Here is a 24574-nt window from a genome sequence, read left to right as displayed (position 1 = left end):
ACCGCGCCAGTGTATGCAGACCGGAGGGTTCGTATCGGGTGCCGAGCACAATGCGCACAACCGGCAATTCGCCGGTTGCGCGGAATGTGCGCACAATCCCGGCACGGTCCACACCGGGCAGACGGCCGCACCCGGTGCGGGTACGGCCGTCGACCGTGGTTATCGCCGGTCCGGCCAACCGCCGTACGGCACGGTGATCAACTCCATGAAGTGGCCGTTCAAATCCTGGAAATAGATCCCGCGACCGCCGTCATTGTGATTGATCTCGCCTTCCCGCTCACCGTGCGGATCGGCCCAGTAGGTGAGCCGGTAGCGCCGGATCTTCTCGTAGGCCGCGTCGAATTCGGCCTCCGAGACCAGAAAGGCGTAATGCTGCGGTTGAATCCCGCCCGGAAGATCGGGAGGCGCGTTGGCGAAGTCGAAGGTGACGCCGTGCGCGATGGTGACCGGGACGAACGGTCCCCATTCCGCTCCCACATCCAGACCCATGATGTCCGCCCAGAATTCGGCGGAGACACGATTGTCGTCGCACACGACGACGGTGTGATTGAACTGAACAGTCAGTGGATTTCTCCTGTACTCGTGACGGTCCCGACCCCGGGCCGGTACGAGTCGACCAACGGGAGCACCGCCACGAGTCCCAAGTTAACGCAATGACATCGGCCCGTTCAAGTGTCCGCGCCCGCTCACGCGGCCCGGCGAGAACGCCGCACCGCGTCGCCGGTGAAGATCGCCAGCGCCACCCAGATGAGCGCGAAACCGGCCCAGCGCGACGGCGGCATGTCCTCGTGCACCACGAACACGCCCCAGGCCAGCTGGAGTCCCGGCGTGATGTACTGCAGGATTCCCATGGTGGACAGCGGAACCCGCTGCGCCGCCAGGGCGAACAGCAGCAGCGGCACCAGGGTCACCGGACCGGTGGCCATGAGCAGCGCGGTGTTCGGGACGCTCGATCCGATGGCGGCCTGTCCGGTCACTCCGAGCACGATCACCGCGGTCAGCGCGAACGGCGCGGCGACCAGTCCCTCGGCCGCCAGTCCCGGCAGCGGCTCCAGCCGGATCACCTTCTTGACCAGACCGTAGGTGGCGAAGGAGCAGGCGAGTACGAGCGCGATCCAGGGCGGCCGCCCGTAGTCCACGGTCAGCACCACCACGGCCGCCGCACCGAGCCCGAGCGCCACCCACTGCGCGGGCCGCAGCCGCTCCCGGAAGATCACCACCCCGAACGCGACCGTCACCAGCGGATTGATGAAGTAGCCGAGGGCGCACTCCACCACGTGCCCGGAGAGCACGCCGCCGACGTAGACGCCCCAGTTGAGCGAGATGGCAGCCGACGCGGCCGCGGCCATGCGCCAGGTGCGCGCGCTGATCGTGCGCAGTTCGCGCAGGCGTCCCGCGAGCGCCAGCAGGGTGAGCGAAACCACCAGCGTCCACAGGATCCGCTCGGCCAGCACCTCCACCGGTCCGGCGAAGGCGAGCAGACCGAAGAAGGCCGGGAACAGCCCCCAGCACAGATACGCACCGCCACCGAAGAAGACACCGAGATCCCGACCGCGTGCGGTACGCGCCGCTGGAACGGTCTCGACCGCCGTCACCTCGGGGTTCGCCCCGAGCGCGTCGGCGCCCGAACCCGGTTCCGATACCTGTCCGCTCGCCACTTGCTCAACGTTAGCCTGAGCAACGACCTCGGATCATCCGGATTATAGGAACCGGCGCAACCGCGACCGGGCGGCCCCGGCACGACGACCGCACTCCGCGGCGATCACGCGGCGGCACGACGAACGGAGGTCGTCACGCGCACCGGAAGCCGTCGATTCCCGCGTGCACGCGCTGGTGGACCAACGTGCACCGGCAAATTCTCCCGGGCGTTCTAGGCTTGTCGGCATGTCCATCACCGCGCAGGCTCCCAAGAGCCCTCCCGCGCCGGGTCTCACCTCCGCAGAGGTCGAGCAGCGCCGCCGGGACGGTTTGACCAATGACGTGCCCGAGCGCGCCAGTCGTTCGGTGCGCGATATCGTGCGGGCCAACGTCTTCACCCGCATCAACGCCATCCTGGGCGTGCTGTTCATCCTGGTGATGGCGACCGGCTCGATCATCGACGGCATGTTCGGCCTGCTCATCGTGGCCAACAGCGCGGTCGGCATCATCCAGGAGGTCCGGGCCAAGAAGACCCTGGACAATCTGGCCATCGTCGGTCAGGCCAAACCGGTGGTGCGCCGCGACGGCGCCGCCGCCGAGGTCGCGCCGCAGGAGGTGGTGCTCGACGACATCATCGAACTCGGGCCCGGCGACCAGATCGTGGTGGACGGCGAGGTGGTCGAATCCGAACTGCTCGAGGTCGACGAATCGCTGCTGACCGGTGAGGCCGACCCCATCGACAAGACGGTCGGCGCGCCGGTCATGTCCGGCAGCTTCGTGGTGTCCGGCAGCGGGGCGTACCGGGCCACCAAGGTCGGCAAGGACGCCTACGCCGCCAAGCTCGCCGAGGAGGCCAGCAAGTTCACGCTGGTGAACTCCGAACTGCGCAACGGCATCAACACCATTCTGAAAGTCATCACCTACCTGTTGATCCCGGCGGGTCTGCTGTCCATCTACAACCAGCTGGTCTCCAGCGGGGAGTCGTGGCGGCCCGCGGTCAACGGCATGGTGGCGGCCCTGGTGCCCATGGTGCCCGAGGGCCTGGTGCTGATGACCTCCATCGCCTTCGCGGTGGGCGTGGTGCGGCTGGGGCGGCGCAAATGCCTGGTGCAGGAGCTGCCCGCCATCGAAGGTCTGGCGCGCGTGGACGTGGTGTGCGCGGACAAGACCGGCACGCTCACCGAGAACGGTATGCGCCTGGCCGAGATCCGGCCGGTCGGCGCGAGCCCGAGTGTCGCGGGCGACGGCGCCGCCGCCAACGGTGCCGCCGGCAACGGCGACGACGAGCTGAAGCGGGTGCTGGCGGCCATGGCCGCCGACGATCCGCGGCCCAATGCCAGCGTGCTGGCCATCAAGGAGGCGCTGCCGGACACCCCCGGCTGGCGGCCCACCGGGGTCGCCCCGTTCTCCTCGGCCAAGAAGTGGAGCGGCTTCTCCTACGGCGAGCACGGCAACTGGCTGCTCGGCGCGCCCGATGTGCTGCTCGACCCGGAATCGGAAATCGCCGCCACCGCACAGGAAATCGGCGCACAGGGCCTGCGCGTGCTGCTGCTGGCACGCAGTGACCGGCCGGTGGACGCCGCCGACGCGCCCGGCGAGGTCACCGCGGCGGCGCTGGTGGTGCTCGAGCAGAAGGTGCGCCCCGACGCGCGGGACACCCTGGACTACTTCGCCTCCCAGCAGGTCGACATCAAGGTGATCTCCGGCGACAACGCGGTCTCGGTGGGCGCGGTGGCGTCCTCGCTGGGGCTGACCGGCGGTGAGCACGCCGTGGACGCCCGCAAACTGCCCGAGGACCGCGACCGGCTCGCCGACGTGCTCGAGCAGCAGACCACCTTCGGCCGCGTGCGCCCGGATCAGAAGCGCGCCATGGTGTCCGCGCTGCAATCGCGCGGGCACACCGTCGCCATGACCGGTGACGGCGTGAACGACGTACTGGCGCTGAAGGATTCCGATATCGGCGTGGCCATGGGCGCGGGCAGCCCGGCCACCCGCGCGGTGGCGCAGATCGTATTGCTGGACAACAAGTTCGCCACCCTGCCGTACGTGGTGGGCGAGGGCCGCCGGGTGATCGGCAATATCGAGCGCGTGTCGAATCTGTTCCTCACCAAGACCGTGTACTCGGTGGTGCTGGCCTTCCTCATCGGCATCGCGGGGGTCGGCTCGCAGATCTTCGACTACGAATCCATCGGCTACCCGTTCCTGCCGCGGCATGTGACGATCGCGGCCTGGTTCACCATCGGCATCCCCGCGTTCATCCTCTCGCTCGCGCCGAACAACGAGCGGGCCCGCACCGGATTCGTGGGACGCGTGATGCGCCTGGCAATTCCGTCCGGCGTGGTGATCGGCGTCATGACCTTCATCGCCTATCTGCTGGCCTACGAGGGTCCCGACGCGAGCGAGACCGAGAAGGTGCAGGCGGGCACGACCGCGCTCATCACCCTGCTGATCATCGCGGTCTGGGTGCTGGCCATCGTGGCGCGGCCGTGGGTGTGGTGGAAGGTGCTGCTCATCGGCGGCTCCATCACCGGCTACCTGGTGCTGTTCTCGGTCCCGTTCACACGGGAGTTCTTCAAACTCGACCCGTCCAACGTCACGCTGACCACGACGGCGTTCGTACTCGGCGGGATCGGCATCGTGCTGGTGGAGCTGGCCTGGTGGGTCAGTGCGCGACTGCGCGGCGAGGCGCATCCGCTGCTGCCCGCCGCACCGGGTGAGGAGGTCTGAGAAGGGCTGAGCGGGGGCGGTATTCGCGGCGACCGCCCCACGAACTGGTCGCATGGTCCGGCTCGCCGTGAACGACCTTGTGCCAGGTCGTCATTGAATTCGCGGGGTACTTTGGGCGGCATGGAGGTTCTCCTGCATCAGATCGACGCGTTCGTCGACGCCCCCTTCTCCGGCAATCCGGCCGCGGTCATGCCGCTGCTGTCGTGGCTGCCGGACGACCTGCTGCAGCGGCTCGCCGAGGAGAACAACCTCGCCGAAACCGCCTTCTACACCTCGGCGCTACCGCCCGAGGCCGGGGCCGCGCCCGACAACGCGCCCGCGTTCCACCTGCGCTGGTTCACTCCCGCGGTGGAGGTGGACCTGTGCGGGCACGCCACGCTCGCGACGGCCGCGCAGATCCTGGAGGATATGCATCCCGGCTCCGACCGCGTGCACTTCTACACCCGCAGCGGATGGCTGCGGGTGGACCGCGCCGCCGACGGCGGACTCGTCATGGACCTGCCCGCCGTCGCCTCCCGGGAACTGGATCTGACGGCGGAGATCCCGCGCGCACTGGCCAAGGCCGTCGGGGTGCGGCCCATCCGCGCACTGGACGGCACCGATATCGTGCTCATGGTCACCTCGGAACTCGAGGTGCGTGACGCGAATCCGAACTTCGCGGCCTTCCCCAGCCTGCACCGCGGGGTGATCGTCACCGCCGCCGGGGAATCGGTCGACTTCGTCTCCCGCTTCTTCGCACCCGGGGTCGGTGTGCCCGAGGATCCGGTCACCGGTTCGGCGCACGCCCAGCTCACCCCGATCTGGAGTGCCGAACTGGGCCGCACCGCCCTCACCGCCCGGCAGCTCTCGCCCCGGGGCGGCAGCCTGGGCTGCACACTCACCGGCGACCGGGTGCGGCTCACCGGCCGGTGCCGCCGCTATCTGGACGGGGTTGTGCGCCTGCCGGATTGACGCCGACTCAGCGCGCGACGACGCGTTCGGTCAGGGTCAGCAGATCGGCGGCGGTATACCCCGGATATCCGTGCAGGACGGTGCGCCACCGCTCCGGAATGGCGGAGGCGCCGTGGCGCGCGCCGAGCAGGCCGCCCGCGATGGCGGCGGTGGTGTCGGTGTCGCCACCCGCGCGCACCGCCAATTCCAATGCGCCAGGAAGTGTTTCGTCGTGGGTAATGGCCCACCACGCGGTTTGCAGGGCGTGCACCACCCAGCCGTTCTTGGCGAAGTCCGCCGGGGTGCCGTGTTCGGCCTTGTCCAACAGCGGCCCCCAGAAGTCGGCGTCGACCGCCGACAACGCCTCGCGCACACCGTCGTAGCTGCCGTGCAGCACCGCGTGCCGGACGGCCAGCGTCCAGAGTGTGCACGCGTCCATGGCGTGCGGGTCGTAGTGGGTGAGCGAGGACACCGAACGTGCCGCCAGCGCGCAGTTCTCGGCATCGTCGAGATAGGCCAGCGCCACCGGCGCGGTCCGCATGAGCGACCCGTTACCCGCCTTCAGCCCTTCCAGGGTGTGTGCGCGAGCGCGCATATCGCGGGCATTGCCGTCCCGCCATTCGAGCACCGCCCGCGTCTGATTCCCGATGTCCTTGGGCCGCGCGTCCCACCAGGCCACGAATTCCGCCGCGACGGCGTCGAGTCCGGCCTCCTCGTGCAGATTCCCGGCCGCGGCCGCCGCGCGGGCCACCGCGACCGCCATGGCGGTGTCGTCGGTCCACTCCCCCGGCTCCCACCGGAACGCCCCGCCGCCCTTCATGTGCACGACCACATCCGGCCCCGGATGGGTGAACTCGTATCCGGCCCCCAACGCGTCCCCCGCCGCCGTCCCCAGCAACACCCCCGCCGCCCGATCGGCCTGCCGCGCGGTCAAATCCATACCCCAACCTCCACTGGCGAATCCGAGTGCAACCCCCACTGTGTCACAGCGATCCGTCACCGCCCGGCCCGGTGCCCGGCGCTCAGCGCAGCAGCAGCGCGACCAGCACGACGGTGAGCGGGATCAGCACGGCGGCAGCGATGATCGCCGCGTACACGGCCGCGCCGGGCCGTGTGCACACCCGGAAATCGGCGGCACCGGCGCTGTAGATGGTGTGCGGGGCGGCATAGTAGAACCACACCGGACCGCGCGAGGTGTCGATGTCGAGCGCCGCCCGGCCGACCGACCAGAACGCGTACTGCGACCACAGCTGCGCGCGAAAACAACCGGTGGGCAACATAATCCGATTCTCGCCCGGCCGCAGCCCGAACCGCAGACCGGGCGCGAACTCGACCAGCATCGGCGCGCTGCCGTGACGCAGGCGAATCGGCTCGGACGTCACCACCGTGACCGGCACCCCCGGCGGTGGATACGGGTTGCCCTGAACTCTCATACGCTACCTCCCGCGCAGATGCTAGTCCGCCACCCGCGCGGCTTCCGCGACATGTACCAGGCGGGAGCAGGACACGGGTGGCGACACCGCGCGGGTCCGGTCGGCAGCACAGCGGGACAAGCGGCACCCACGCACGACGGGACAATACGTACCGCAGGCCCACCGCCGCGCGATACCGGTGGCGACGCGGACCGGATGGACCTCCGGTCAGTTCCCGGGGACCGGGCCGTCGTCGGGGCCGGAGACGACGTAATCGCGGTGGCGCGGCAGCAGGGGGACGAGGGCGTAGGTGCCACCGCCCGCGTCGACGGGCAGCGACTCGACCGCGCGGATATCGGTGCGGGCGGCTAGATTTCGCAGTTGGTCGAGGGTGCCGCGGATATTCAAGCCCACCACGCAGGCGCATCCGGCGGCGAGGCGGGCGGCGGCGACGCGTAGGACCGCGGCGGAGCGGGAGTCGGGGCTGGTGTCGGCGTCGGAACGAAGTAGAGCGGCGGCGGAGCGCGCGGACGCGACGGCGGGGGCGTCGCCGGACGGGACCGTGATGGCGGTGACCGGCGTGTACACGCGGGGGATGTCGACGTGCAGCAGCACCTGCGCGACACGCAGACCGCCGGTGTAGGCCGGAATCCGCTCGGCGGGAATGGGCGCGGCGAACGAGACCAGCGCCCAGCGCGGATCGGAATCAGTGCCGCGCAAGGACTCTCGGGCACGATCCAAGTAGTCCGACACCCGCTCACCATGGTCGGGCCCCAAACGGTCGGTGGTCACCACCGACCGCACCGGCGGCTGCGCCCACCCCAGCACCAGCACGAGCACCACGAAAACCGCACCGCCGACCACGATTCCGGCCCGGACGCCAGATCCAGTGCCGCCGTCGCGCGCGGGCCGGGAGGTCATGCCTTCGCTGCCGCGCTAGGCATTGCGCAGCACATCCAGGGCGTGTTCGAGGTCGGCGGGGTACTCGCTGGTGATCTCGATCCAGCGACCGTCGGCCGGATGGTTGAAGCCGAGCTGGCGGGCGTGCAGCCATTGGCGTTCCAGACCCAGGCGTTCGGCCAGGCGCGGATCCGCGCCGTAGGTGAGATCTCCGCAGCAGGGATGCCGGACGGCCGAGAAGTGCACGCGAATCTGATGGGTGCGACCGGTTTCCAGGTGGATGTCGAGCAGGCTGGCGGCCTGGAACGCCTCGACGGTGTCGTAGTGGGTGACACTCGGACGGCCGTCGGCGGTCACCGCGAACTTCCAGTCGTTGCCGCGCGCCCGCCCGATCGGCGCGTCGATGGTGCCGCTGGAGGGATCCGGATGCCCCTGCACCAGCGCGTGATAGCGCTTGTCCACGGTGCGGTACTTGAACGCGCGCTTGAGCTGGGTGTAGGCGTGCTCGGACTGCGCCACCACCATCACCCCGGAGGTGCCGACGTCGAGCCGGTGCACGATGCCCTGGCGTTCGTGCGCCCCGGAGGTGGAGATGCGGTAGCCCATGGCGGCCAGCCCGCCCACCACGGTCGGCCCGGACCAGCCCACCCCGGTGTGCGCGGCCACGCCCACCGGCTTGTCCACCGCCACGATGTCGTCATCGGCGTAGAGGATCTTCATCCCCTCCACCGGGGTGGCCTCCACGGTGAGTTCCCGCTTGGGTTCCGGGAATTCGACCTCCAGCCAGGCCCCCGCCGTCAACCGATCCGACTTCCCGGCCGCCACCCCGTCGAGCTGCACCGAACCGTCCTCGGCCAGTGCCGCCACCGCCGTGCGTGACAGCCCCAGCAGCCGCGACAGCCCGGCGTCGACGCGCATACCGTCGAGCCCGTCGGGCACCGGCATGCTGCGGGTCTCCCTCATACCGTCTTCTCCTCGGCGGTGTTCTCCTCGGCCGACTGCCGGTGCGCACGGGTGCCGTCCGGCTCGAAACCGAACACCGTCAGCACCACCAGCAGGATCGCACCGCATACGATGGCGGAGTCGGCGACATTGAAGACCGGCCACCAGCCCACGGCCAGGTAGTCCACCACATGGCCCTGCAACGGTCCGGGCGCGCGGAAGAGCCGATCGACGAGGTTGCCCAACGCTCCGCCGAGCACCATGCCGAGCCCGATCGCCCACCACAGCGACCGCAGCGTGCGGCCGATACGGATGACGCCGACCACCACGGCGGCCGCCACCAGGGTCAGCAGCCAGGTCATGCTGGTCGCCATGGAGAAGGCCGCGCCCGGATTGCGCACCAGGCTGAATCGCAGCCAGTCACCGATGAGGTAGACGGGCTGGCCGGGCGTCAGGGTCGCCACCGCGATGACCTTCGTCAGCAGATCCAGGCAGAGCAGGACGGCGGCGATGATCAGCAGGGTCCGCAACCGCAGCGGCCGACTCGCGGTATCCGAGCCCGCCGAACCCGCCACGGCCCCCGAACCTGCCGCGGCCTCCGAACCCGCCGCGGTATCCGAGCTCGCCGCGGTATCCGAACCTGCCGCACCCTCCGAACCTGCCGCGGCCTCCGAACCTGCGGCAGCATGCGTGGCCGCGGCAGCATCCGCGTGCATCCCGGCATCCGAACCCGCGGTGGTGTCCGCACCCGAACCCGCCTCGGCGGGCGGCTCGGCCGCACCGGTCTCGGCCGCACCGCGTTCCGGCGCTGCGCCGGAGGCCACGGAATCACCCGCCGACCGCGCGTTCCGCGCATCGGCCGGGGTGTCGGGCGTGTCCTCGCCCACGGCGGGACCGCCGGGCGGGGGTGGGGATTGGTCTGCGCCGGTGTCGCGCGGCCGGTCGATACTCACGCCTGACATCATCCCTTATGCCGATCGCGGCCTCGTCGCTCACCATGTCACGCGGCACGCGGAGCGCGCGCCCGTGGGAACAACCGGGCGAACGCGACCGAGCGGACCAATGCGGACACGCCCGAGGATCGGGAATACCGACAGCGGCGCGCGGACGGCCGCCCACTCGACCCGGGCAAGCGCCCGTCCGGCGCGACCGGGAGCCCGGCCAGCGGGTGTACCGCGCCAGGCGGCCGGAAAACGCCGTCACCGCACGCGCTGACGGGGCCCGCACCCGTGCATCGCCTGAGAACCAGGTGGAGACCCGGCCCCGGCAACCCAGCTGATTATCAGGATCGCGCCGTACCCTGTTCGACGTGACGGTGTTGTCTTCTCCCTCTTGCTCGGCGACCGCCACCGCACGCTGCGCCGGACCCTCCGGCCGACCGCGGTCCGCGATCCGATCCGCTCGCCCCAGCGTGCTGCTGGTGGTGATCGCCGTCGCCTTCTCGGCGTTCGGTGTCGGGTGCAGCAATCGCTCGGAGGCCACCGTCGATGTCGAGGGTGCGGAACCGGCCGGAATCGGCAAGGAGGTCACGGTGCCCATCGCGGCGGTGCTGACCACCGTCGTCGATGCCGGGGAGAGCCCGCGCGGCATGCTGTCGCGCAGCCTCCCGACCGGCATCACCCAGGAGGTGACGTTGCGCACCGACCATCACATCGAGCAGCAGATCAATGATCAGGCGGTGCGCGACTTCTCCCCGCCCGCGGTCACCATTCCGCTCACCGCGCTGACCGATGAGCAGGGCTGCGAACTGGTGCTCGGCAATGTCACCTCCAGCGATCCGATGCTGGCCAAGGCACTGCGGCCCGCCGACGGTTCGCGCGCGGGTCTGGAGATGAGCGAGTACGGGGCCATCACCGCGCTGCGGCTGACACCCAATACGGCCACCTCCGATCCGGCCCGCGCCGCCCTGGAGCAGGCGTTCTACCAGGCGGTGTACCAGTCCATCGCCTTCCCGCAGACCCCGGTGGGCGTCGGCGCGGTGTGGACGGTGCGCCAGCGGGTTTCGGGCAGTGTGCCGCTCGACCAGGTGACCACGGCGACCCTGACCGATCGGGCGGGCGATCTGCTCACCATCGCGCTCGAGGTCACCCAGACGCCGAAGGTGTCGGAGTGGGAACTGCCCAACAATGCCGGAACCCTCGATATCGTCGACTACCTCATGCACGGGTCGGGCGTGATCACCGTGGATCTGACCAAGCCGCTGCCGGTATCGGGCGCGATCACGGTGGGCGGCAATCAGACCTACAAGGATCCGCGCAGCTCGGTGACACTGCGGCAGACGCTGAGCACCGAAGTGCAGTGGGGCGAATGATCGGACGGACGGTGACGGCGGTCCTGGCCGCGGCCGTCGCGGGGCTGGCCGTGTCCGCGTGCGGCTCCGACGATTCCGATCCCGCCCTACCCGCACTGGGACCGACGGTGTCACCACCGTCGATACCGTCCGACGCCCCCGTTCCCGACGCGGCCGCGCTGCGCGCCGATCTGCTCGGCGTCGACCGGCTGCCCGCCGGTTTCGCCGCCCTGCCCGATCCGGAACCGGACGAGAGCGCCGCGTTCGGCGACACCGATCCCCCGCAGTGCGCGAAGGTGCTCGCGCCCATTGCCGACCAGACGCCGGGCGCGGTGTCGCGTGCCGCCGCGTCCTTCGGCGGGCCGAATTTCACCAGCGTCGACATCGATGCCGCCGCCTACGCGAACAACGCTGCGGCACAGGCATTCTCGGACGCACAAGCACTGCTTCGGGAGTGCGTGCGGTACTCCGCCGCCGATTCCGGGGACGCCGACGTGCATTTCCGGGTGGGCGGGCTGGACCAGCCGGCGGCCGGGGACGCCTCCACCGCCTTCCGGGTCGACACCACCAGCGAAGGGCTCACCCTGTACTCCGCGGTCAGCGTGACGCTGGTCGGCACCACCGTGGTGCAGGTGGCGTTGAGCGGCCCCGAGGAGCCCGATCCGCGGCGACTCGGTGAGCTGACCGCCGCCCAGGTGAACGCCATACGGGGAATCGCCGGGCCCTGACCCCACGCACAACCCGGCCACACAACCCGGTCGCACAACCCGGCCACGCAGCCCGGTCGCACAACCCGGCCGCGCAGCCCGGCCGGACAACCCGCCTTGACAGTCCGCGAGCGGGCGACCACCCCGATACGCAGGGCGAACCTCGCGCGGGACCGCGCATACCGCCGCCGGTCTGTCGGTGCCCCGGCCTACAGTCGGGCTGTCACACCCACCATCGATCGGAGGTATTCCGATGTCCGATGTCACACCCATTCCCGAGGGCTACCCGGTGGTCTCCCCCGCACTCGCCATCGACGGCGCGGCCCAGGCCATCGACTTCTACAAGCGGGTGTTCGGCGCGGCCGAACGCTTCCGTATGCCGGGTCCGGAGGGCAAGGTCGCCCACTGCGAACTGATGTTCGGCGATTCGGTCGTCATGATCGGCGATCCGGCCCCGGATATGGGCTTCCTCGATCCGAAGGCGGTAGGCGGCACCCCGGTCAACCTCTACACCTACGTCGAGGACGCCGATGCCGCGCACGCCGCCGCCCTGGCGGCCGGCGCCAAGGAACTCCAGGCCCCCGAAACCCAGTTCTACGGTGACCGCACCGCCATGTTCGAGGACCCCTGGGGTCACCGGTGGACGGTGTCCACCCATGTAGAAGACGTCAGCCCGGAGGAAATGGAGAAGCGCATGGCCGCGCTGGGCTGACCCCCGGCTGCCACCCACCGAACGGCCGACCGCCGCGCCAGCCGCTACCGCCAAGTCAGCCGCCACCGCCAGCAGTCGCCGCCACGCCAGCAGTCGCCGCCGCAACCGCCGCGGCGAGTGTGCCGTCGTGACGCGGCGGACAACGTGACGGCGGCGGACGACCTGACGCGGCGGCGCGGCGGTGGTGCCGTGGTGGCGGCAGAGTGGTGGTCGGTCCGTGGTCATCGCCAGCCCAGCACGTCGATCGGGCCGGGGCTCCACATGCCGGAGCGGTTCTCCGGGGTGACGGTCGGCCGCGCCGGAACCGCCGAGTCGTCGATGCGGGTGAAGCGCTGCAGCTCACCCCAGTCCGTGCGCCAGGAGTGGTTCAGGAAGGTGGACATGGTCTGCGGGCGCAGCAGCAGCGAACTCCAGCCCAGCGGGCCGCCGCTGTCGTGGCTCTGCCAGCGGTTCGTATCCTTGGCTCCGCCACGGTCGGGCAGGATGCGCCACCGCGGGGTCTCGGCGATGCCGTTGTGGTGGTCGTAGGGCCGCTGGCACGGCACCTGCAGGCCCACCGCCCAGTCCAGCAGCACCGGGTCGTCGGACCCGACGACCTCCTGCAGGGTGCGCGTCTGCGGGACGCGCGGCGGCGTCAGCGCCACCCACTGCTTCCAGTTGTCGTCACGATCGGAGGCGACCAGGCGGATCGCGGTGGCCTCGGCCGGGATATCGGTGAACGGGAAGCGCAGATTGCGCCAGGTAGGCGCGGGGCCGATATCGATCGGCGCGACCCGGCCCAGTTCGCGGACCCCGCCCGCCGCATCCGCGACGCCGTAGGCGATCTCAACCGACTGTCCGGGGGTGACGACGCCGGACGCGTCCACCGAGCGGATCCGACCGGCCGCGGTGACCGCGACGATGCCGGTGCGGTCGCTCGCCTCCGGCAACCGGTACCAGCCGGTGGTCAGACTCGCGATCGGCTCGGTCGTGCCGTGGCTGCCCAGCACCGGCGTGGTGGCCGGGTCGAGGCCGAACGGCAGTGCGGCCGAGGTGGTTCCGGACGCGTCGTCCTGTTCGGCGCTGTCCAGCGCGCTGACGATGGCACTGGTGTCGACCTCGTCGTCGGCCCTCAGATCGGCCGCCACCCCGTTCGGAGCGAAGCCGACGGCTTCCGCGCCGAAGGCGCTGAACGCGTCACCGGCCAGCGGTGCCAGCATGCCCGCGTTGGGGTCGGTCTCGACCAGCACCTCCTCGGCGATTCCGCACGGCTTGCCCAGTACCGCATTGACATTCGACTTGGCCAGGGAGAAGCCCGGATACTGCGCCACCGCGCCCTTGGCCAGCGATCCCACCTCGAACAGCACCATGACGGCGGCCACCACCGTGAGCGGCGGCAACGCCACCAGCCGCCACATGGGGCGGGAGATGCGGTGCGCGGCACCGGGTTCGGGCGCACGGACATGGAACCACCCGGCGAGCGCCAGCAGCAGCAGGGCCAGCAGCAGGAACAGCTTGTTGACGCCGACACCGGCCAGCACCACGGACTTGTCGTTCCAGGGGATGCCCCAGTTGGACACGTACCACCAGCCGTTGATGCTGGAGAACGTGATGGCCAGCAGGAAGGCCACGATGGCCGCGAACAGGGCGCGATTGCGCGGCGAGCGCAGCACTCGCGGACCGACGGCGACCGCGGTCACCACGGCCACCGCACCGGCGATCCCGGCGTAGACACCGTTGTGGTGCGTCCACTTGGTGGGCGTGATCATCATGAGCAGGATGACGCCGACGCTGGTGCCGAGCAGACGGCGCACCGGACCGGCGGCCGTGAACGGAATCCGGCCGCCCCGACGCAGCAGCACGAAGACGCACGCCAGCAGTCCCGCCCAGAACATGAACATGCCGAAGCGCCGGGCCACCGATCCGTCGATGGTGGGCATGAACAGGTACTGGTAGCGCAGATATTCGTCGTACCACTGCACATTCGGGCCGACGAGTTCGTGCACATGCCGCATCTCCAGCATGGCGGCCGCGGTCTGGTCGGCGAAAGCCGCCGCCAGCACCACGGTTCCGGCCGCGGCCACCGGCGCGATCAGGCTCAGGTAGGAGCCGAGGCGCGCCCGCAGCGTGGTTATGACACCGGCATCCGGGGCGACGGGTCTGCCCAGCTCCCGCGCCCGCGCGTCGAGCGCCCGCCACATCGGCCTGATTCCGGCCAGCAGCGGGGCGACGCAGATCACGCCCGAGGGCCCGGCCGTGCAGGCGAACGCTCCGATGAGCGCCGCCACCGCGTACGGCAGCAGCCGCCGCGTCGCGATGGCGCGCTCCACCGACACCCAGGTGAGCAGCAGGGACACCGCCACGGCGGCCTCCGGCCGCAGACCGTTGTTGTAAGGCAGCCAGACGGCCAGGAAGCCCAGGCCGCCGGTCCACACCGCCACCCGGTTACGTGAAATACGCGCTCCCAGACGCGGAATCACCTCACGACTGATCACCAGCCAGGAGATGATGCCCGCCAGCAGCGCGGGCAGCCGCACCCACGGGCTGGCCGGTGAGATCAGCGCCAGGTAGCCGAACAGTGAGTGGTAGAGGCCCACCGGATTCTCCGGAACCCCGAAGTAGGCGAAGTAGTTGGCCATGTAGCCGGAGGGAATGGCGGCGCGGCCCATACCGAACAGGTAGCCGTCGTCCGCCGTGGTGGCACCGATGAAGTGCCACAGCACCAGCGCGCCCAGCACCACGCCGTCGACCGGTGCGAAGGTCCACCAGCGCTGCGGCAGGAAGCGCCGCCGTGAGCGCCCGTCCCGCTGATCCAGGCGGTGCAGCGCGAACAGCGCCACGATCGTCCCCACCAGCGCGGTCCAGATCGCCACCCGCTTGAGCACGGTGGGCGTCGAGGAGAAGCGGGTGTCGACCTGCGCGGTGACGGTCGTTCCGGCCGCCACGGCCAGATCGCTGTAGATGCCGACCAGCTGCGGCCGGTGGTCACCGTCCAGGGTGACCGGCGCGACCGTGGAGCCGGTGAGCGCCGCCGTGGTCCGGTCCATCCCGGCGTGCACGACCAGGGCGCAGTCCGCGCCCAGTTCGTCGACGGGCACGCTGACCAGTCGCTGATCCCGCAGCACCGCCTCCAGCCGGGCCGGTGTCGTCGTCCCGTCCTCGGCGGTGCTCGCCGCGCTCACCCACGCCAGGAAGCCGTACCGCCATCGGTCCGGCGCACCGTTCGGCGTGGTCGCCACCAGCGTGCCGCCGTTCGGAACGAGCTGTGCCACAGCCGAACACGGAATCTCGGCATCGAAGTCGACCGGCGCATAGGACACCAGCGGGGCCTCCACGCTGCGCGCGGAGTCGCCCTGCGGCCAGCTGAGCGTCGCGGCGTCGACGGTGACCGGCAGCAACGGCACGGCCACCGCGGACAGCACCGCGACGAGTCCCGCGACGAGAGCGACGGGACGCGCCCATCCGCGCCTCCGATCGGCGGAACCCGACTTCGTACTGTCGGCGGCATCGGAGTCCGCTCGCTCCATCACATCGGTCACGGAGGGCGATGTTAGCGAAAGAAAAGGCCCGATGTCCCTTCGCGGGACCCGGGCCCTTCGCCGTCAGCGCGTCAGACGCAAGCCGGGGAGGTCTGGTTGGCCAGCTGGATCATGTTGCAGATCCATTCCTTCTGGACCTTCCACTTGCCGTCCTCGGCGACGAACGGCACGACCGCCTGCTGCGGCTCGCCGCCCGCCAGCGCCACCTGGGCGTCGGCGGTGATGGTGCCGTTGCCCAGATCGGTCACACCGGTGACGGTGATGGAGGCGTTGTTCTGCTGCACCGCCTCGACCAGGCGGGTCGGCAGCTCCGGATCGGCGTTGATGCCCTGCAGCAGTTCGAGCTTCTCCTCGTTCGGCACATTCGGGTCGAGACCGCGCTGCAGTTCCGCGTTGAGGTCGGCCACGGTCGGCACCGGCGGCAGATCGGACTGCGCCTGCGCCTGCGACGTGGTGGTCGTGGTCGTGGTCGTGGTCTTGGTGCCCTCGTTCTCCTTGTCACCACTGCCACACGCCGACAGTCCGAGTGCGGTCACGACTGCCAGCGTGGCGACCGCGATACGTCCAGTCTTCTGAAGCTTCAACTGCTCGTCCTTTACGTTCGAGTAGGTCCGTTCGTCCATGTGACAGCCGCCCATAACCCGACCGGCGGCGCTGCACGAGGCACCAGGCTAACAGTGCGTTGGCCGGAAATAACTCCTCGAACCCTGTACGGAGCAATTTCAGAATGAACCCACAGAGTTCCGCGAGCCTCCCGCCAGGCGCACAGTGGCTTCGCCGCGCCCGCGCGGAGCCGCTGGCGGGCCGCCCACCTCGGCGGATGCCGTCAGCGCAGGCTGCCGAGCGGGTCGGCGCGGCGCAGGCCGGGATCGTCGGCGGGGAAGGTGCGGGCGGGACCGGGTCCGGTGGAACGGGTCTCGAAGCGCACCGTCACCACGCCGTGGCCCGCGCCCTGCACCCAGCCGTGTCCGAAATCCGGGTGTTCGACATCCACTCCGGGATACCAGGTTTCGGTGGCGTAGGAGCGGGTCGGCGGCGGCACCTCCGGCTCCGGCCCGGCGGCGAGCGCGAGAGTCGGCTCCTCCGACACCGATTCGGTGTCCGCGGTCCGGTCCAATTCCGGGAACAGCGATTCCTGGCGTATCTCCGACAACCCCGCGAAACCCACACCGACCAGGCGAATCGGACCCAGTTCCGCCGGGTCCAGGGCCGAGCGCTTGGCGGCGGCGGTGAGGGTGGCCAGATCCTCGGTGGCGTAGGGCAGCGTGGCGGAGCGCGTCACGATGCTCATATCGGACTTCCTGAGTTTCAACACCACCGTGCGGGCCGCCCGCCCGTCGGCGGTGAGCCGCCGGTACGCGGCGGCGGCCATGGCCTCGATGGCGGGGCGCAACTGGGCGAGATTCACGATGTCGGATTCGTAGGTGGTCTCGGCGCTGATCTGTTTGGCCTCGGCGCGTTCGGCGACGGGCCGGTCGTCGATGCCGCGCGCCAGCCGGTGCAGCGCCGCGCCCACACTGCCACCCAGAATCGAGACGGCCTCGATCTCCGGCAGCGCGGCGAACGCCCCCACCGTCTCGATTCCCAGTGCGCGCAAACGGCCTTCGGAGACCGGACCGATGCCCCAGAGTTTGCGCACCGGCAGCGCGGCCAGCATCTCCCCCTGTTCCTCCGGTGAGATCACCCGCACCCCATCGGGTTTGGCGAGTCCGGAGGCGATCTTGGCAAGCTGCTTGCCGCTGCCCGCGCCGACCGAGGCGACCAGGCCGGTGCGCTCGCGCACCGATTCCCGCAGCCGCTCACAGAATTCGAGCACCCGCTGGGGTGTCGCTCCCGCCAGTTCCGCGGGTTCGCCGAACGCCTCGTCGAAGGACAGCGTCTCCAGCACCGGAATCCGCGCCCGCAGCAGGTCGAACACCTGCCCGCTCAGCTCCGCGTACACCGCCCCGCGCGGCGGCACCACCACCGCGCTCGCCCCGACCAAGCGGCGCGCCATATGCATGGGCATGGCCGAACGCGCCCCGAAGGCCCGCGCCTCGTAGCTCGCCCCGGCCACCACGCCGCGCCCGCCCACGCCCCCGACCAGCACCGGCCGCCCACGCAGCGTGGGCCGGGTGAGCTGCTCCACCGAGGCGAAGAACGCGTCCATATCGATATGCAGCACCCACCGCCGGGTCGCGGCGGCGCGCGGGGGTCGGTCCCGCCGGGGCGATCCGACGGCACCGGCCGAGGGATGGGCGGCCGGAGTGGACACGGCCGGGACGTGACTGGCGGGCCGCTGGGCATCAGATCCGACCGACCGGTGTGGTGCGGCTGATTCGCCCGATCCCGCGCCGGTCCGCTGACCAGGCACAACGTCCCCGTCAGTCGGTTCGGCGGCGGTGTTCACATCGAGAAATCTACGCCCGGCTACCGACAGGTACGACGCCGCGGATGTGTGATGATCGGGGCATGACTATTCGCAAGGCCGTGATCCCCGCCGCGGGTATCGGCTCCCGCCTGCTGCCGCTCACCAAGGCGATCCCGAAGGAGATGCTGCCGGTCGGCGACAAACCGGTGATCGAGCACACGGTCCGCGAGCTGGTCGCCTCGGGAATCACCGATATCACCATCGTGGTGAGCGCCGGGAAGTCGTTGATCCAGGACCACTTCCGGCCCAATCCCGCCCTGGTGGCGCAGCTGCGCGCCGACGGCAAACAGGCATACGCCGATGCCGTGGAGGAGGTCGGCGAGCTCGGCCGCCTCGGCCACATCACCTACCTGGACCAGCACGGCCCCTACGGCAACGGCACCCCCGTGCTCAATGCCGCCCGCACCCTGGGTGACGAACCCATGCTGGTGCTGTGGCCCGACGACGTGTTCGTCGCCGAGGTGCCGCGCGCCCAGCAGCTCATCGACGCCTACGAGAAGACCGACGCGCCGGTGCTGGCCCTCATGCCGATGGATCCCGCCGAATCCCAGCGCTACGGCGTACCGGTCGTGGAGGAGGAGCACAGCGACGGCCTGATGCGCATCTCCGGACTGAAGGAGAAGCCCAAGCCCGCCGACGCGCCCTCCTCGTACGCGGCCATCGGCGGCTACGTGGTCACCCCCGGCATCATCGCGGAACTACGCCGCCAGGTCGACAACTGGTACACCCACCGCACCGGCGAGGTGTACCTGACCGACGCCATCAACACCTTCGCCGCCACCGCCCCGGTCTACGGCCAGGTCATTCGCGGCCGCTGGTACGACACCGGCAATCCGGCCGACTACCTGGTCGCCCAGTTCGCCTCGGCGCTCAACCATCCGGAGTACGGCCCACTGCTGCGCGGCCTCTGCGACTGACGCCCGCGATCAGTAGAACCGGCGCACGGAGAAGATGTCGAAGTCGGACAGCGGGGTCAGTCCGACCGGAACTCCGGGCGAGTGCGCGTTGAGGACCTGCCCCGCCCCCGCGTAGATGCCCACGTGGGAGGCATCGCCGTTGAGCACGATCACATCCCCCGGTTGCAGCGCGCCGACCGGCACGGTCAGCCCGGCCTCGGCCTGCTGCCAGGTGGTGCGCGGCATGTCGATGCCGACGCTGCGGAAGGCCCACTGCACCAGCCCGGAGCAGTCCCAGGCGTCGGGTCCGGTACCGCCCCACCGATAGGGCTTGCCGGTCTGGGTGGTGGCGAGCCCGAGCGCGATCATGGCGCGGGGACTGGCGAGGGGCAGCTGCGCCGAGCCCGACGCGCTGCCGGAGGCCGAGCCGCTGCCGCTGCCCGAGGCGGAGCCGGAGGCGCTCCCGGTATCGGATTGGGCCGCGCCCGCCCACAACACACCGGCGCAGAGCAGGGTCATGGTGGCCGAAACGGCCCGGATCAGGCGGTGGATCGCTTGTCGTCGCACGTGCTCGCCCTTCGGTCGGCACTATCGAACGCTCATTAACCACATATTTGCCGTCTCCTCTGTTGTAACCCAGAACGGCGGCAGGTCGTCGAACCCCGCCGTTATGCGTGTCATGAGACACCGGTCACAAACCGTGGCCGGAATGTGACATTGCGCCCCCATGGAAATCGGGGCATAAGTAGCATTTCGGCGTCCCGCGGGGGTCCGGGAGTCCGATACCGCCAGCTACCACAGGGGCCCTGAGTTGACTCGTCGTATCAGGTCGCGAGCGCTACTGCTCGCGCTGACAGTGGTTTTCGCCTGCGCACTCCCCGGGGCACCGGGACCTGCCGCGGCGGGGCCACCGCCCGACCCGGTAACCAGCACCGGAACCCTCATGGCCACACCGGTTTCCGAGGACGGCTCCACCATCTCCTCGTACCGCGTCCGCGACGCCCGCACCATCACCCTCACCGTCCACTCGGCCGCCATGGACCGCGACGTGGTGGTGGAGGTCCAGCGGCCCGCCGACGCCTCCGAGCCACGGCCGGTGCTGTATCTGCTCAATGGCGCTGGGGGCGGCCAGGATACGGCCACCTGGCGACGCAATACCGACGCGACCGAGTTCTTCGCCGACAAGGACGTCAACGTGGTGCAGATCGTCGGCGGCGGCTTCACCTACTACACCGATTGGCGCGCACCGGATCCCCGGCTCGGCACCAATATGTGGCGCACCTTCCTCACCGAGGAGCTGCCGCCGCTCATCGACGGCGCGCTGGGCACCAACGAGATTCGGGCCATCGCCGGAATGTCCATGTCCGGCACCAGCGTTCTGCAACTGCCCATCGCCGCACCGGGCCTGTACCGCGCGGTGGCGGCCTACAGCGGCTGCGCCCGGATCAGTGACCGAATCGGCCAGCAGTTCGTGAAATTGGTGGTCGCGGCGGGCGGCGGCGATGTGCACAACATGTACGGCCCGCCCGACGACCCGATGTGGGCGGCCAACGATCCCTACGTGCACGCCGAGGGGCTGCGCGGTCTGGAGCTGTACCTGTTCAACGGCACCGGTCTGCCCGGTCCGCGCGACACCCCCGGCGATATCCGCAGTCTCGGCCCCAATGACGGCGGGCTGATCCAGCAGCTCGTGGTCGGCGGCATCATCGAGGCCGCGACCGACTGGTGCACCCGCAGCCTGGTGGACCGGCTGCGGCAGCTGGACATCCCGGTAACCGCCGATTTGCCACCCCGGGGTACACATTCCTGGGGCTATTGGGAGGACGCGCTCAAGCGGTCGTGGCCGGTGCTGGCGCGGGGTCTGCGGCTACCCGAGTCCTGACCTGAGCCAGGGCGGTCGCCACGCCGGCGCGGACCGTCGCGGGATCGCCGAGCCCGCCGCTGAGGGCCACACCGTCGCGCACCAGCAGCAGATAGTGGGCGGCGGTGTCCGGGTCGTCGTGCCCGGCCGCCGCCAACCGCTCGCGCACCAGCCGACGGAACCAGTCCCGGTAGTCGGCCACCACCGCGCGCACGGCGTGCCCGGGATCCGGGAATTCCACCGCGGCGTTGAGGAACGGGCAGCCGCGAAAGCCGGGCGCGCAGCTCAGTTCGCCGAGCCGCTCGAAAATCACGGTGAGAGCGGCCGTTCCGGCATCGGGCACGGCTTCCAGCACGGTGCGCTGCCGCTCGTACTCGCGCGTCAGATAGGCCACGACCAGGTCGTCCTTGGTGCGGAAGTGCCGGTAGAAGGTGGCCTTGGCGATACCGGCCTCGGCGATGATCCGGTCGATGCCCACGGTGTGGACGCCCTCGGCGTAGAACAGCCGGGTGGCGGTCTCCAGGAGTCGGTCGCGGGCGGCACTCATACCCTTGACGATAGCAGACAGGTCTGTCTACTCTGGGCGGTGAAGTGAACAGACAAGTCTGTCTAGGAGGACCAATGGCTCCCATGTACACCGCCGTCGCCACCTCGGTCGGCCGCGAAGGCCGTTCCTACAGCGATGACGGCATCCTCGATCTCACCCTGGCCCGTCCCAAGGCGCTGGGCGGCGACGGCGCGGGCACCAACCCCGAACAGCTCTTCGCCGCGGGCTACTCGGCGTGCTTCGCCAGCGCGCTGCAACTGGTCGCCAAGCGCATGAAGCTGGACGCCGACGAGGCCGCCGTCACCGCGGAGGTCGGACTCAACAGCCGCGAGGGCGGCGGCTTCAGCCTGTCGGTGGTGCTGCGGGTGGAACTGCCCGAACACCTGCACAACGACTCCGGGCGGGAGCTGGTCGAGGCCACCCACCAGGTGTGCCCCTACTCGCACGCCACCCAGGGCAATATCCCGGTGGAACTCGTCGTCGAGTAGAGCCCGCCGCCACATCGCGCGCGACCGGCGGGCTATCCGGAATCCTGCTCCGCTGAATTCTTCTCGACCGAGTCCCGCTCAACCGAGTCCCGCTCAGCCGCCGAGTGCCACTGCGTCCGGTCTTTCTCCCGGCCCAGTCCTTCTCCGGCCTAATCTTTCTCCGAGAGGGGAAAAGTCTGCTGCGGCGAGGTCCAGTCGAACCAGCTGTCCGGTTCCGCCACCCAGGTGCGGCCGGTGGCGGTGTCCTCCACCGCCGCCCGCAGCAGCTGCCAGCGGTCGGAGTCGGCGCTCATCCCGCCGAGCCGGACCTCGAGATCGGTCGGCGGGTCGTGTGCGATGTAGGTGTAGGGGCCGTAGCGGCGACGCGCGCCGCTCTCCAGATCCTCCGTGGGCCCGTTCAGCGGCAGCCACACCAGATGGCAGTCGGTGTGGCCGAGCAGCCGGACCAGGATGCTGCCGGTGGTTCCCGCACCGGGTTCCCGCCCGGTCTCCAGGGTGATCCGGTAGCGGGCGGACGGCTCCCGGTGCAGCCGGAATCCGCGCGACAGCACCGTGTCGACACTGCCGGTCTCCTCGGGCACCACCGCGGCGGCGAAACCCTGTTCGGTCTCGGGTACCGGCGTGCTCTGCCACAGCGCGTGGGCGTCGAGATCCTCCACCTGGAACCAGTCGATGGCCGCCAGCGTCCAGGTCGACTCCTCGGAGTCGACGCGCACCCACAGCTCGGTGAGATCGTCGAGGGCGGTGCCGTAGTCGATGTGGAAGGTCTGCTCACGCCCGATCTGGGTGGGATCGCCGGGCAGATGCACCGCCGCCTCACCCGTGGCGGCCCCGGTATCCCCGAGCCGCACATACACATTGCCATTGCTGCCCGCCTGGTCGGCACCTCCGTACCGGACGGTCACAGCGAACTTCGGTCCACAGGCCATATCGCCACCTCCGATAGCCGGGTAACCACACCGGCACGGCGGAAACCCGGGGCGGTCGCCGCACCGGACGGACGCCGCCCCGGGTACCGATCAGGCCGACGGGGCGGCCGCGACCCGGGCCGGGACCGCGGGCACGGCGTCGGTCTCGGGCACCTCGGTGCCGCGCAGCGACGCGCCCACCGTCTCCCGCAGGAAGACCCAGGCCACCAGGCCGACCAGGCACGCGCCCACCATGTACAGCGCCGGGAAAAGCGTCCAGCCGGTGCCCTCGATCACGGCCTCGTTCACCAGCGGCGCGGTACCGCCGAAGATCGCCGTGGAGACGTTGTAGCCGAGGGCGAATCCCGCATACCGGACATGGGTCGGGAAGATCGCCGGAAAGGTCGCGGTGATCGTCGCCAGCTGCGGCAGGTACAACAGCCCCAGCACCACGAAGCCGATGACGGCCCAGACGATGCCCTGGCCCATGAGCCAGTACATCGGAATGGCGAGCACCGCCAGACTCAGCAGCGATACCAGCCACATCGGCCGCCGACCGACCCGGTCGGAGAGATGGCCGAAGGCGGGCAGCGACACCATCATGATCAACTGGCCGATCAGCATCATGGCCGTGGTGGTCGACTCGTCGACACCGATGGTGTTCTCCAGATAGGTCGGCTGGTAGGTGAGCAGCGTGTAGTTCACGACGTTCAGCGCGATCACCAGGCCACCCAGGGTCAGCAGCTCGCGCCGGTAGTCGCGCAGCAGCACGCGCAGACCGGTGCGCGGATGCTGCTGCTCCTTGACCTCGGTGAAGACCGGGGACTCGTCCAGCTTGGTGCGCAGATACCAGCCGATCAGACCCAGCGGCACGGCCAGCAGGAAGGGAATGCGCCAGCCCCAGTCGTACATGGCGTCCGACCCCAGCGCGAGCTGGCAGGCCAGCACCACGGCCGAACCGCCCACGAAACCGCCGAGGGTGCCGAACTCCAGGAAGCTGCCGAGGAAGCCGCGGCGACGATCCTCGCAGGACTCCGCGAGATAGGTCGCCGCGCCGCCGTACTCGCCGCCGGTGGAGAAGCCCTGCACCACGCGCAGCGAGATGAGCAGGATGGGTGCCAGCACCCCGGCGGTGGCGTGGCTGGGCACCAGGCCGATCAGGCCGGTGGCGGCGGCCATGAGCAGAATCGTGGTGGCCAGCACCGCCTTTCGGCCGATGCGGTCACCGAGCGGACCCCAGACCATGCCGCCCAGCGGGCGCAACATGAAGGAGACCGCGAAGCCGAGCATGGTGCCGAGCACTCCGAGGTCTCCGGGAAAGAACGCGGCCGTGATGTAGGTGGCCGCCGCGGCGTAGACGCCGTAGTCGAACCATTCGGTGGCATTGCCCATGGCGGCCGCGGCCACCGAACGGCGCTGTTGACTGGGTTCCGGATCGGGGCTGGTCATGCCATCTCCTCTCCCCCGCGAATCGGCGTAATCGTTTCCGCGCCGCAGGAAGACGGCGCACACGAAATAACCGGGTACCCGGGACGCGGATCCAGCAAACTCCAGCTATTCTCCAGCAGCGCCCGGGCAACACCGCTACCAGCGCATACAAGAGGATAGTGACGCCGGTCGCACCGCGTTCCGGCGGGCGCGCGGACTCCTGTGCACAACCTGTCGCGGACACCGACCCGGGCCGGAGC

At 70.0% G+C, this 24574-nt stretch carries 22 protein-coding genes; 8 read left to right on the top strand and 14 right to left on the bottom strand.

Annotated elements, in window-relative coordinates:
• Positions 1-159 precede the first annotated feature (159 nt).
• Both QMO76_RS02150 and rarD read right to left on the bottom strand, forming a co-directional pair.
• Positions 160-564, bottom strand: coding sequence for a VOC family protein (locus tag QMO76_RS02150; RefSeq protein WP_306359659.1), 405 nt, complete (start codon positions 562-564; stop codon positions 160-162).
• Between the two features lie 122 nt (positions 565-686).
• Entirely contained in the window at positions 687-1595 is a 909-nt protein-coding gene (gene rarD, locus QMO76_RS02145) for an EamA family transporter RarD (protein ID WP_306359658.1), read from the bottom strand.
• Between the two features lie 289 nt (positions 1596-1884).
• Here rarD and QMO76_RS02140 point away from each other — a divergent pair, with 289 nt between their 5' ends.
• Both QMO76_RS02140 and QMO76_RS02135 read left to right on the top strand, forming a co-directional pair.
• Complete coding sequence (locus QMO76_RS02140; protein ID WP_306359418.1) at positions 1885-4365, top strand: HAD-IC family P-type ATPase; 2481 nt, start codon at positions 1885-1887, stop codon at positions 4363-4365.
• A 120-nt stretch (positions 4366-4485) separates the two neighbouring features.
• Entirely contained in the window at positions 4486-5316 is an 831-nt protein-coding gene (locus QMO76_RS02135; protein ID WP_306359417.1) for a PhzF family phenazine biosynthesis protein, read from the top strand.
• Positions 5317-5323: 7 nt separating this feature from the next.
• On the opposite strand, the gene QMO76_RS02130 is transcribed toward QMO76_RS02135, so the two are convergent.
• The 5 genes from QMO76_RS02130 to lspA all read right to left on the bottom strand — a co-directional run bounded on the left by QMO76_RS02130 (position 5324) and on the right by lspA (position 9265).
• Positions 5324-6235, bottom strand: coding sequence for an ADP-ribosylglycohydrolase family protein (locus tag QMO76_RS02130; RefSeq protein WP_306359416.1), 912 nt, complete (start codon positions 6233-6235; stop codon positions 5324-5326).
• An 82-nt stretch (positions 6236-6317) separates the two neighbouring features.
• Positions 6318-6728, bottom strand: a complete 411-nt coding sequence (locus QMO76_RS02125) for a hypothetical protein (RefSeq protein WP_306359415.1) — start codon at positions 6726-6728, stop codon at positions 6318-6320.
• Between the two features lie 207 nt (positions 6729-6935).
• Positions 6936-7628 carry a hypothetical protein gene (locus QMO76_RS02120; protein WP_306359414.1) on the bottom strand — a complete coding sequence of 231 codons (693 nt, stop codon included), beginning with the start codon at positions 7626-7628 and terminating at the stop codon, positions 6936-6938.
• A 15-nt stretch (positions 7629-7643) separates the two neighbouring features.
• Positions 7644-8570 (bottom strand): RluA family pseudouridine synthase, encoded by a 927-nt coding sequence (locus QMO76_RS02115; RefSeq protein ID WP_306359413.1) that lies wholly within the window; start codon positions 8568-8570, stop codon positions 7644-7646.
• A complete protein-coding gene (gene lspA / locus QMO76_RS02110; RefSeq protein ID WP_372341884.1) occupies positions 8567-9265 on the bottom strand; it encodes a signal peptidase II in 699 nt (232 codons plus the stop codon). The genes QMO76_RS02115 and lspA overlap by 4 nt, the downstream gene beginning before the upstream one ends.
• A gap of 704 nt (positions 9266-9969) precedes the next feature.
• Between lspA and QMO76_RS02105 the strand changes: the two genes are divergently transcribed.
• The 3 genes from QMO76_RS02105 to QMO76_RS02095 all read left to right on the top strand — a co-directional run bounded on the left by QMO76_RS02105 (position 9970) and on the right by QMO76_RS02095 (position 12258).
• Positions 9970-10860: a hypothetical protein gene (locus QMO76_RS02105; protein ID WP_306359412.1), complete on the top strand. Its 891-nt coding sequence runs from the start codon at positions 9970-9972 to the stop codon at positions 10858-10860.
• Positions 10857-11567: a hypothetical protein gene (locus QMO76_RS02100; RefSeq protein WP_306359411.1), complete on the top strand. Its 711-nt coding sequence runs from the start codon at positions 10857-10859 to the stop codon at positions 11565-11567. Before QMO76_RS02105 ends, QMO76_RS02100 begins: the two co-directional genes overlap by 4 nt.
• Before the next feature lie 232 nt (positions 11568-11799).
• A complete protein-coding gene (locus QMO76_RS02095) occupies positions 11800-12258 on the top strand; it encodes a VOC family protein (protein WP_306359410.1) in 459 nt (152 codons plus the stop codon).
• Positions 12259-12479: 221 nt separating this feature from the next.
• Here the strand turns inward: QMO76_RS02095 and QMO76_RS02090 are convergent, their stop codons facing one another.
• The 3 genes from QMO76_RS02090 to QMO76_RS02080 form a co-directional block, all read right to left on the bottom strand.
• Positions 12480-15764 (bottom strand): arabinosyltransferase domain-containing protein, encoded by a 3285-nt coding sequence (locus tag QMO76_RS02090; protein WP_372341883.1) that lies wholly within the window; start codon positions 15762-15764, stop codon positions 12480-12482.
• Between the two features lie 83 nt (positions 15765-15847).
• The gene (locus tag QMO76_RS02085; RefSeq protein WP_306359408.1) at positions 15848-16360 is read right to left on the bottom strand and encodes a hypothetical protein; all 513 of its coding nucleotides are present in this window, start codon (positions 16358-16360) and stop codon (positions 15848-15850) included.
• 242 nt (positions 16361-16602) lie between these two features.
• Entirely contained in the window at positions 16603-17925 is a 1323-nt protein-coding gene (locus QMO76_RS02080) for a DNA polymerase IV (RefSeq protein WP_372341882.1), read from the bottom strand.
• Positions 17926-18227: 302 nt separating this feature from the next.
• On the opposite strand from QMO76_RS02080, the gene QMO76_RS02075 reads away from it, so the two are divergent.
• On the top strand, positions 18228-19103 hold the full coding sequence (locus QMO76_RS02075) for a UTP--glucose-1-phosphate uridylyltransferase (protein ID WP_306359407.1): 876 nt from the start codon (positions 18228-18230) through the stop codon (positions 19101-19103).
• Positions 19104-19112: 9 nt separating this feature from the next.
• Here QMO76_RS02075 and QMO76_RS02070 read toward each other — a convergent pair whose 3' ends face one another.
• Positions 19113-19601 carry a C40 family peptidase gene (locus QMO76_RS02070; protein WP_306359655.1) on the bottom strand — a complete coding sequence of 163 codons (489 nt, stop codon included), beginning with the start codon at positions 19599-19601 and terminating at the stop codon, positions 19113-19115.
• Between the two features lie 424 nt (positions 19602-20025).
• Between QMO76_RS02070 and QMO76_RS02065 the strand changes: the two genes are divergently transcribed.
• Complete coding sequence (locus tag QMO76_RS02065; protein ID WP_306359406.1) at positions 20026-20964, top strand: alpha/beta hydrolase family protein; 939 nt, start codon at positions 20026-20028, stop codon at positions 20962-20964.
• Here QMO76_RS02065 and QMO76_RS02060 read toward each other — a convergent pair.
• Entirely contained in the window at positions 20912-21490 is a 579-nt protein-coding gene (locus QMO76_RS02060) for a TetR/AcrR family transcriptional regulator (RefSeq protein ID WP_306359405.1), read from the bottom strand. The two genes, QMO76_RS02065 and QMO76_RS02060, sit on opposite strands and share 53 nt — an antisense overlap.
• A 74-nt stretch (positions 21491-21564) precedes the next feature.
• Here QMO76_RS02060 and QMO76_RS02055 point away from each other — a divergent pair, with 74 nt between their 5' ends.
• The gene (locus QMO76_RS02055) at positions 21565-21978 is read left to right on the top strand and encodes an organic hydroperoxide resistance protein (RefSeq protein ID WP_306359404.1); all 414 of its coding nucleotides are present in this window, start codon (positions 21565-21567) and stop codon (positions 21976-21978) included.
• Positions 21979-22127: 149 nt separating this feature from the next.
• On the opposite strand, the gene QMO76_RS02050 is transcribed toward QMO76_RS02055, so the two are convergent.
• A complete protein-coding gene (locus QMO76_RS02050) occupies positions 22128-22907 on the bottom strand; it encodes a hypothetical protein (RefSeq protein ID WP_306359403.1) in 780 nt (259 codons plus the stop codon).
• A gap of 90 nt (positions 22908-22997) precedes the next feature.
• Positions 22998-24335: an MFS transporter gene (locus QMO76_RS02045; RefSeq protein WP_306359402.1), complete on the bottom strand. Its 1338-nt coding sequence runs from the start codon at positions 24333-24335 to the stop codon at positions 22998-23000.
• Positions 24336-24574 lie beyond the last annotated feature (239 nt).

Source organism: Nocardia sp. CC227C (genome assembly GCF_030767025.1).
Taxonomy (GTDB): Bacteria; Actinomycetota; Actinomycetes; order Mycobacteriales; family Mycobacteriaceae; genus Nocardia.
This window is presented reverse-complemented; position numbering and strand designations above follow the sequence as displayed.

Coding starts and splice junctions, on each gene's coding strand:
- QMO76_RS02140 (WP_306359418.1), top strand. CDS start 1,885: ATGTCCATCACCGCGCAGGCTCCCAAGAGCCCTCCCGCGCCGGGTCTC.
- QMO76_RS02135 (WP_306359417.1), top strand. CDS start 4,486: ATGGAGGTTCTCCTGCATCAGATCGACGCGTTCGTCGACGCCCCCTTC.
- QMO76_RS02130 (WP_306359416.1), bottom strand. CDS start 6,235: ATGGATTTGACCGCGCGGCAGGCCGATCGGGCGGCGGGGGTGTTGCTG.
- QMO76_RS02125 (WP_306359415.1), bottom strand. CDS start 6,728: ATGAGAGTTCAGGGCAACCCGTATCCACCGCCGGGGGTGCCGGTCACG.
- QMO76_RS02120 (WP_306359414.1), bottom strand. CDS start 7,628: ATGACCTCCCGGCCCGCGCGCGACGGCGGCACTGGATCTGGCGTCCGG.
- QMO76_RS02115 (WP_306359413.1), bottom strand. CDS start 8,570: ATGAGGGAGACCCGCAGCATGCCGGTGCCCGACGGGCTCGACGGTATG.
- lspA (WP_372341884.1), bottom strand. CDS start 9,265: ATGCACGCGGATGCTGCCGCGGCCACGCATGCTGCCGCAGGTTCGGAG.
- QMO76_RS02100 (WP_306359411.1), top strand. CDS start 10,857: ATGATCGGACGGACGGTGACGGCGGTCCTGGCCGCGGCCGTCGCGGGG.
- QMO76_RS02095 (WP_306359410.1), top strand. CDS start 11,800: ATGTCCGATGTCACACCCATTCCCGAGGGCTACCCGGTGGTCTCCCCC.
- QMO76_RS02090 (WP_372341883.1), bottom strand. CDS start 15,764: ATGGAGCGAGCGGACTCCGATGCCGCCGACAGTACGAAGTCGGGTTCC.
- QMO76_RS02080 (WP_372341882.1), bottom strand. CDS start 17,925: ATGGACGCGTTCTTCGCCTCGGTGGAGCAGCTCACCCGGCCCACGCTG.
- QMO76_RS02075 (WP_306359407.1), top strand. CDS start 18,228: ATGACTATTCGCAAGGCCGTGATCCCCGCCGCGGGTATCGGCTCCCGC.
- QMO76_RS02070 (WP_306359655.1), bottom strand. CDS start 19,601: ATGACCCTGCTCTGCGCCGGTGTGTTGTGGGCGGGCGCGGCCCAATCC.
- QMO76_RS02065 (WP_306359406.1), top strand. CDS start 20,026: ATGGCCACACCGGTTTCCGAGGACGGCTCCACCATCTCCTCGTACCGC.
- QMO76_RS02060 (WP_306359405.1), bottom strand. CDS start 21,490: ATGAGTGCCGCCCGCGACCGACTCCTGGAGACCGCCACCCGGCTGTTC.
- QMO76_RS02055 (WP_306359404.1), top strand. CDS start 21,565: ATGGCTCCCATGTACACCGCCGTCGCCACCTCGGTCGGCCGCGAAGGC.
- QMO76_RS02050 (WP_306359403.1), bottom strand. CDS start 22,907: ATGGCCTGTGGACCGAAGTTCGCTGTGACCGTCCGGTACGGAGGTGCC.
- QMO76_RS02045 (WP_306359402.1), bottom strand. CDS start 24,335: ATGACCAGCCCCGATCCGGAACCCAGTCAACAGCGCCGTTCGGTGGCC.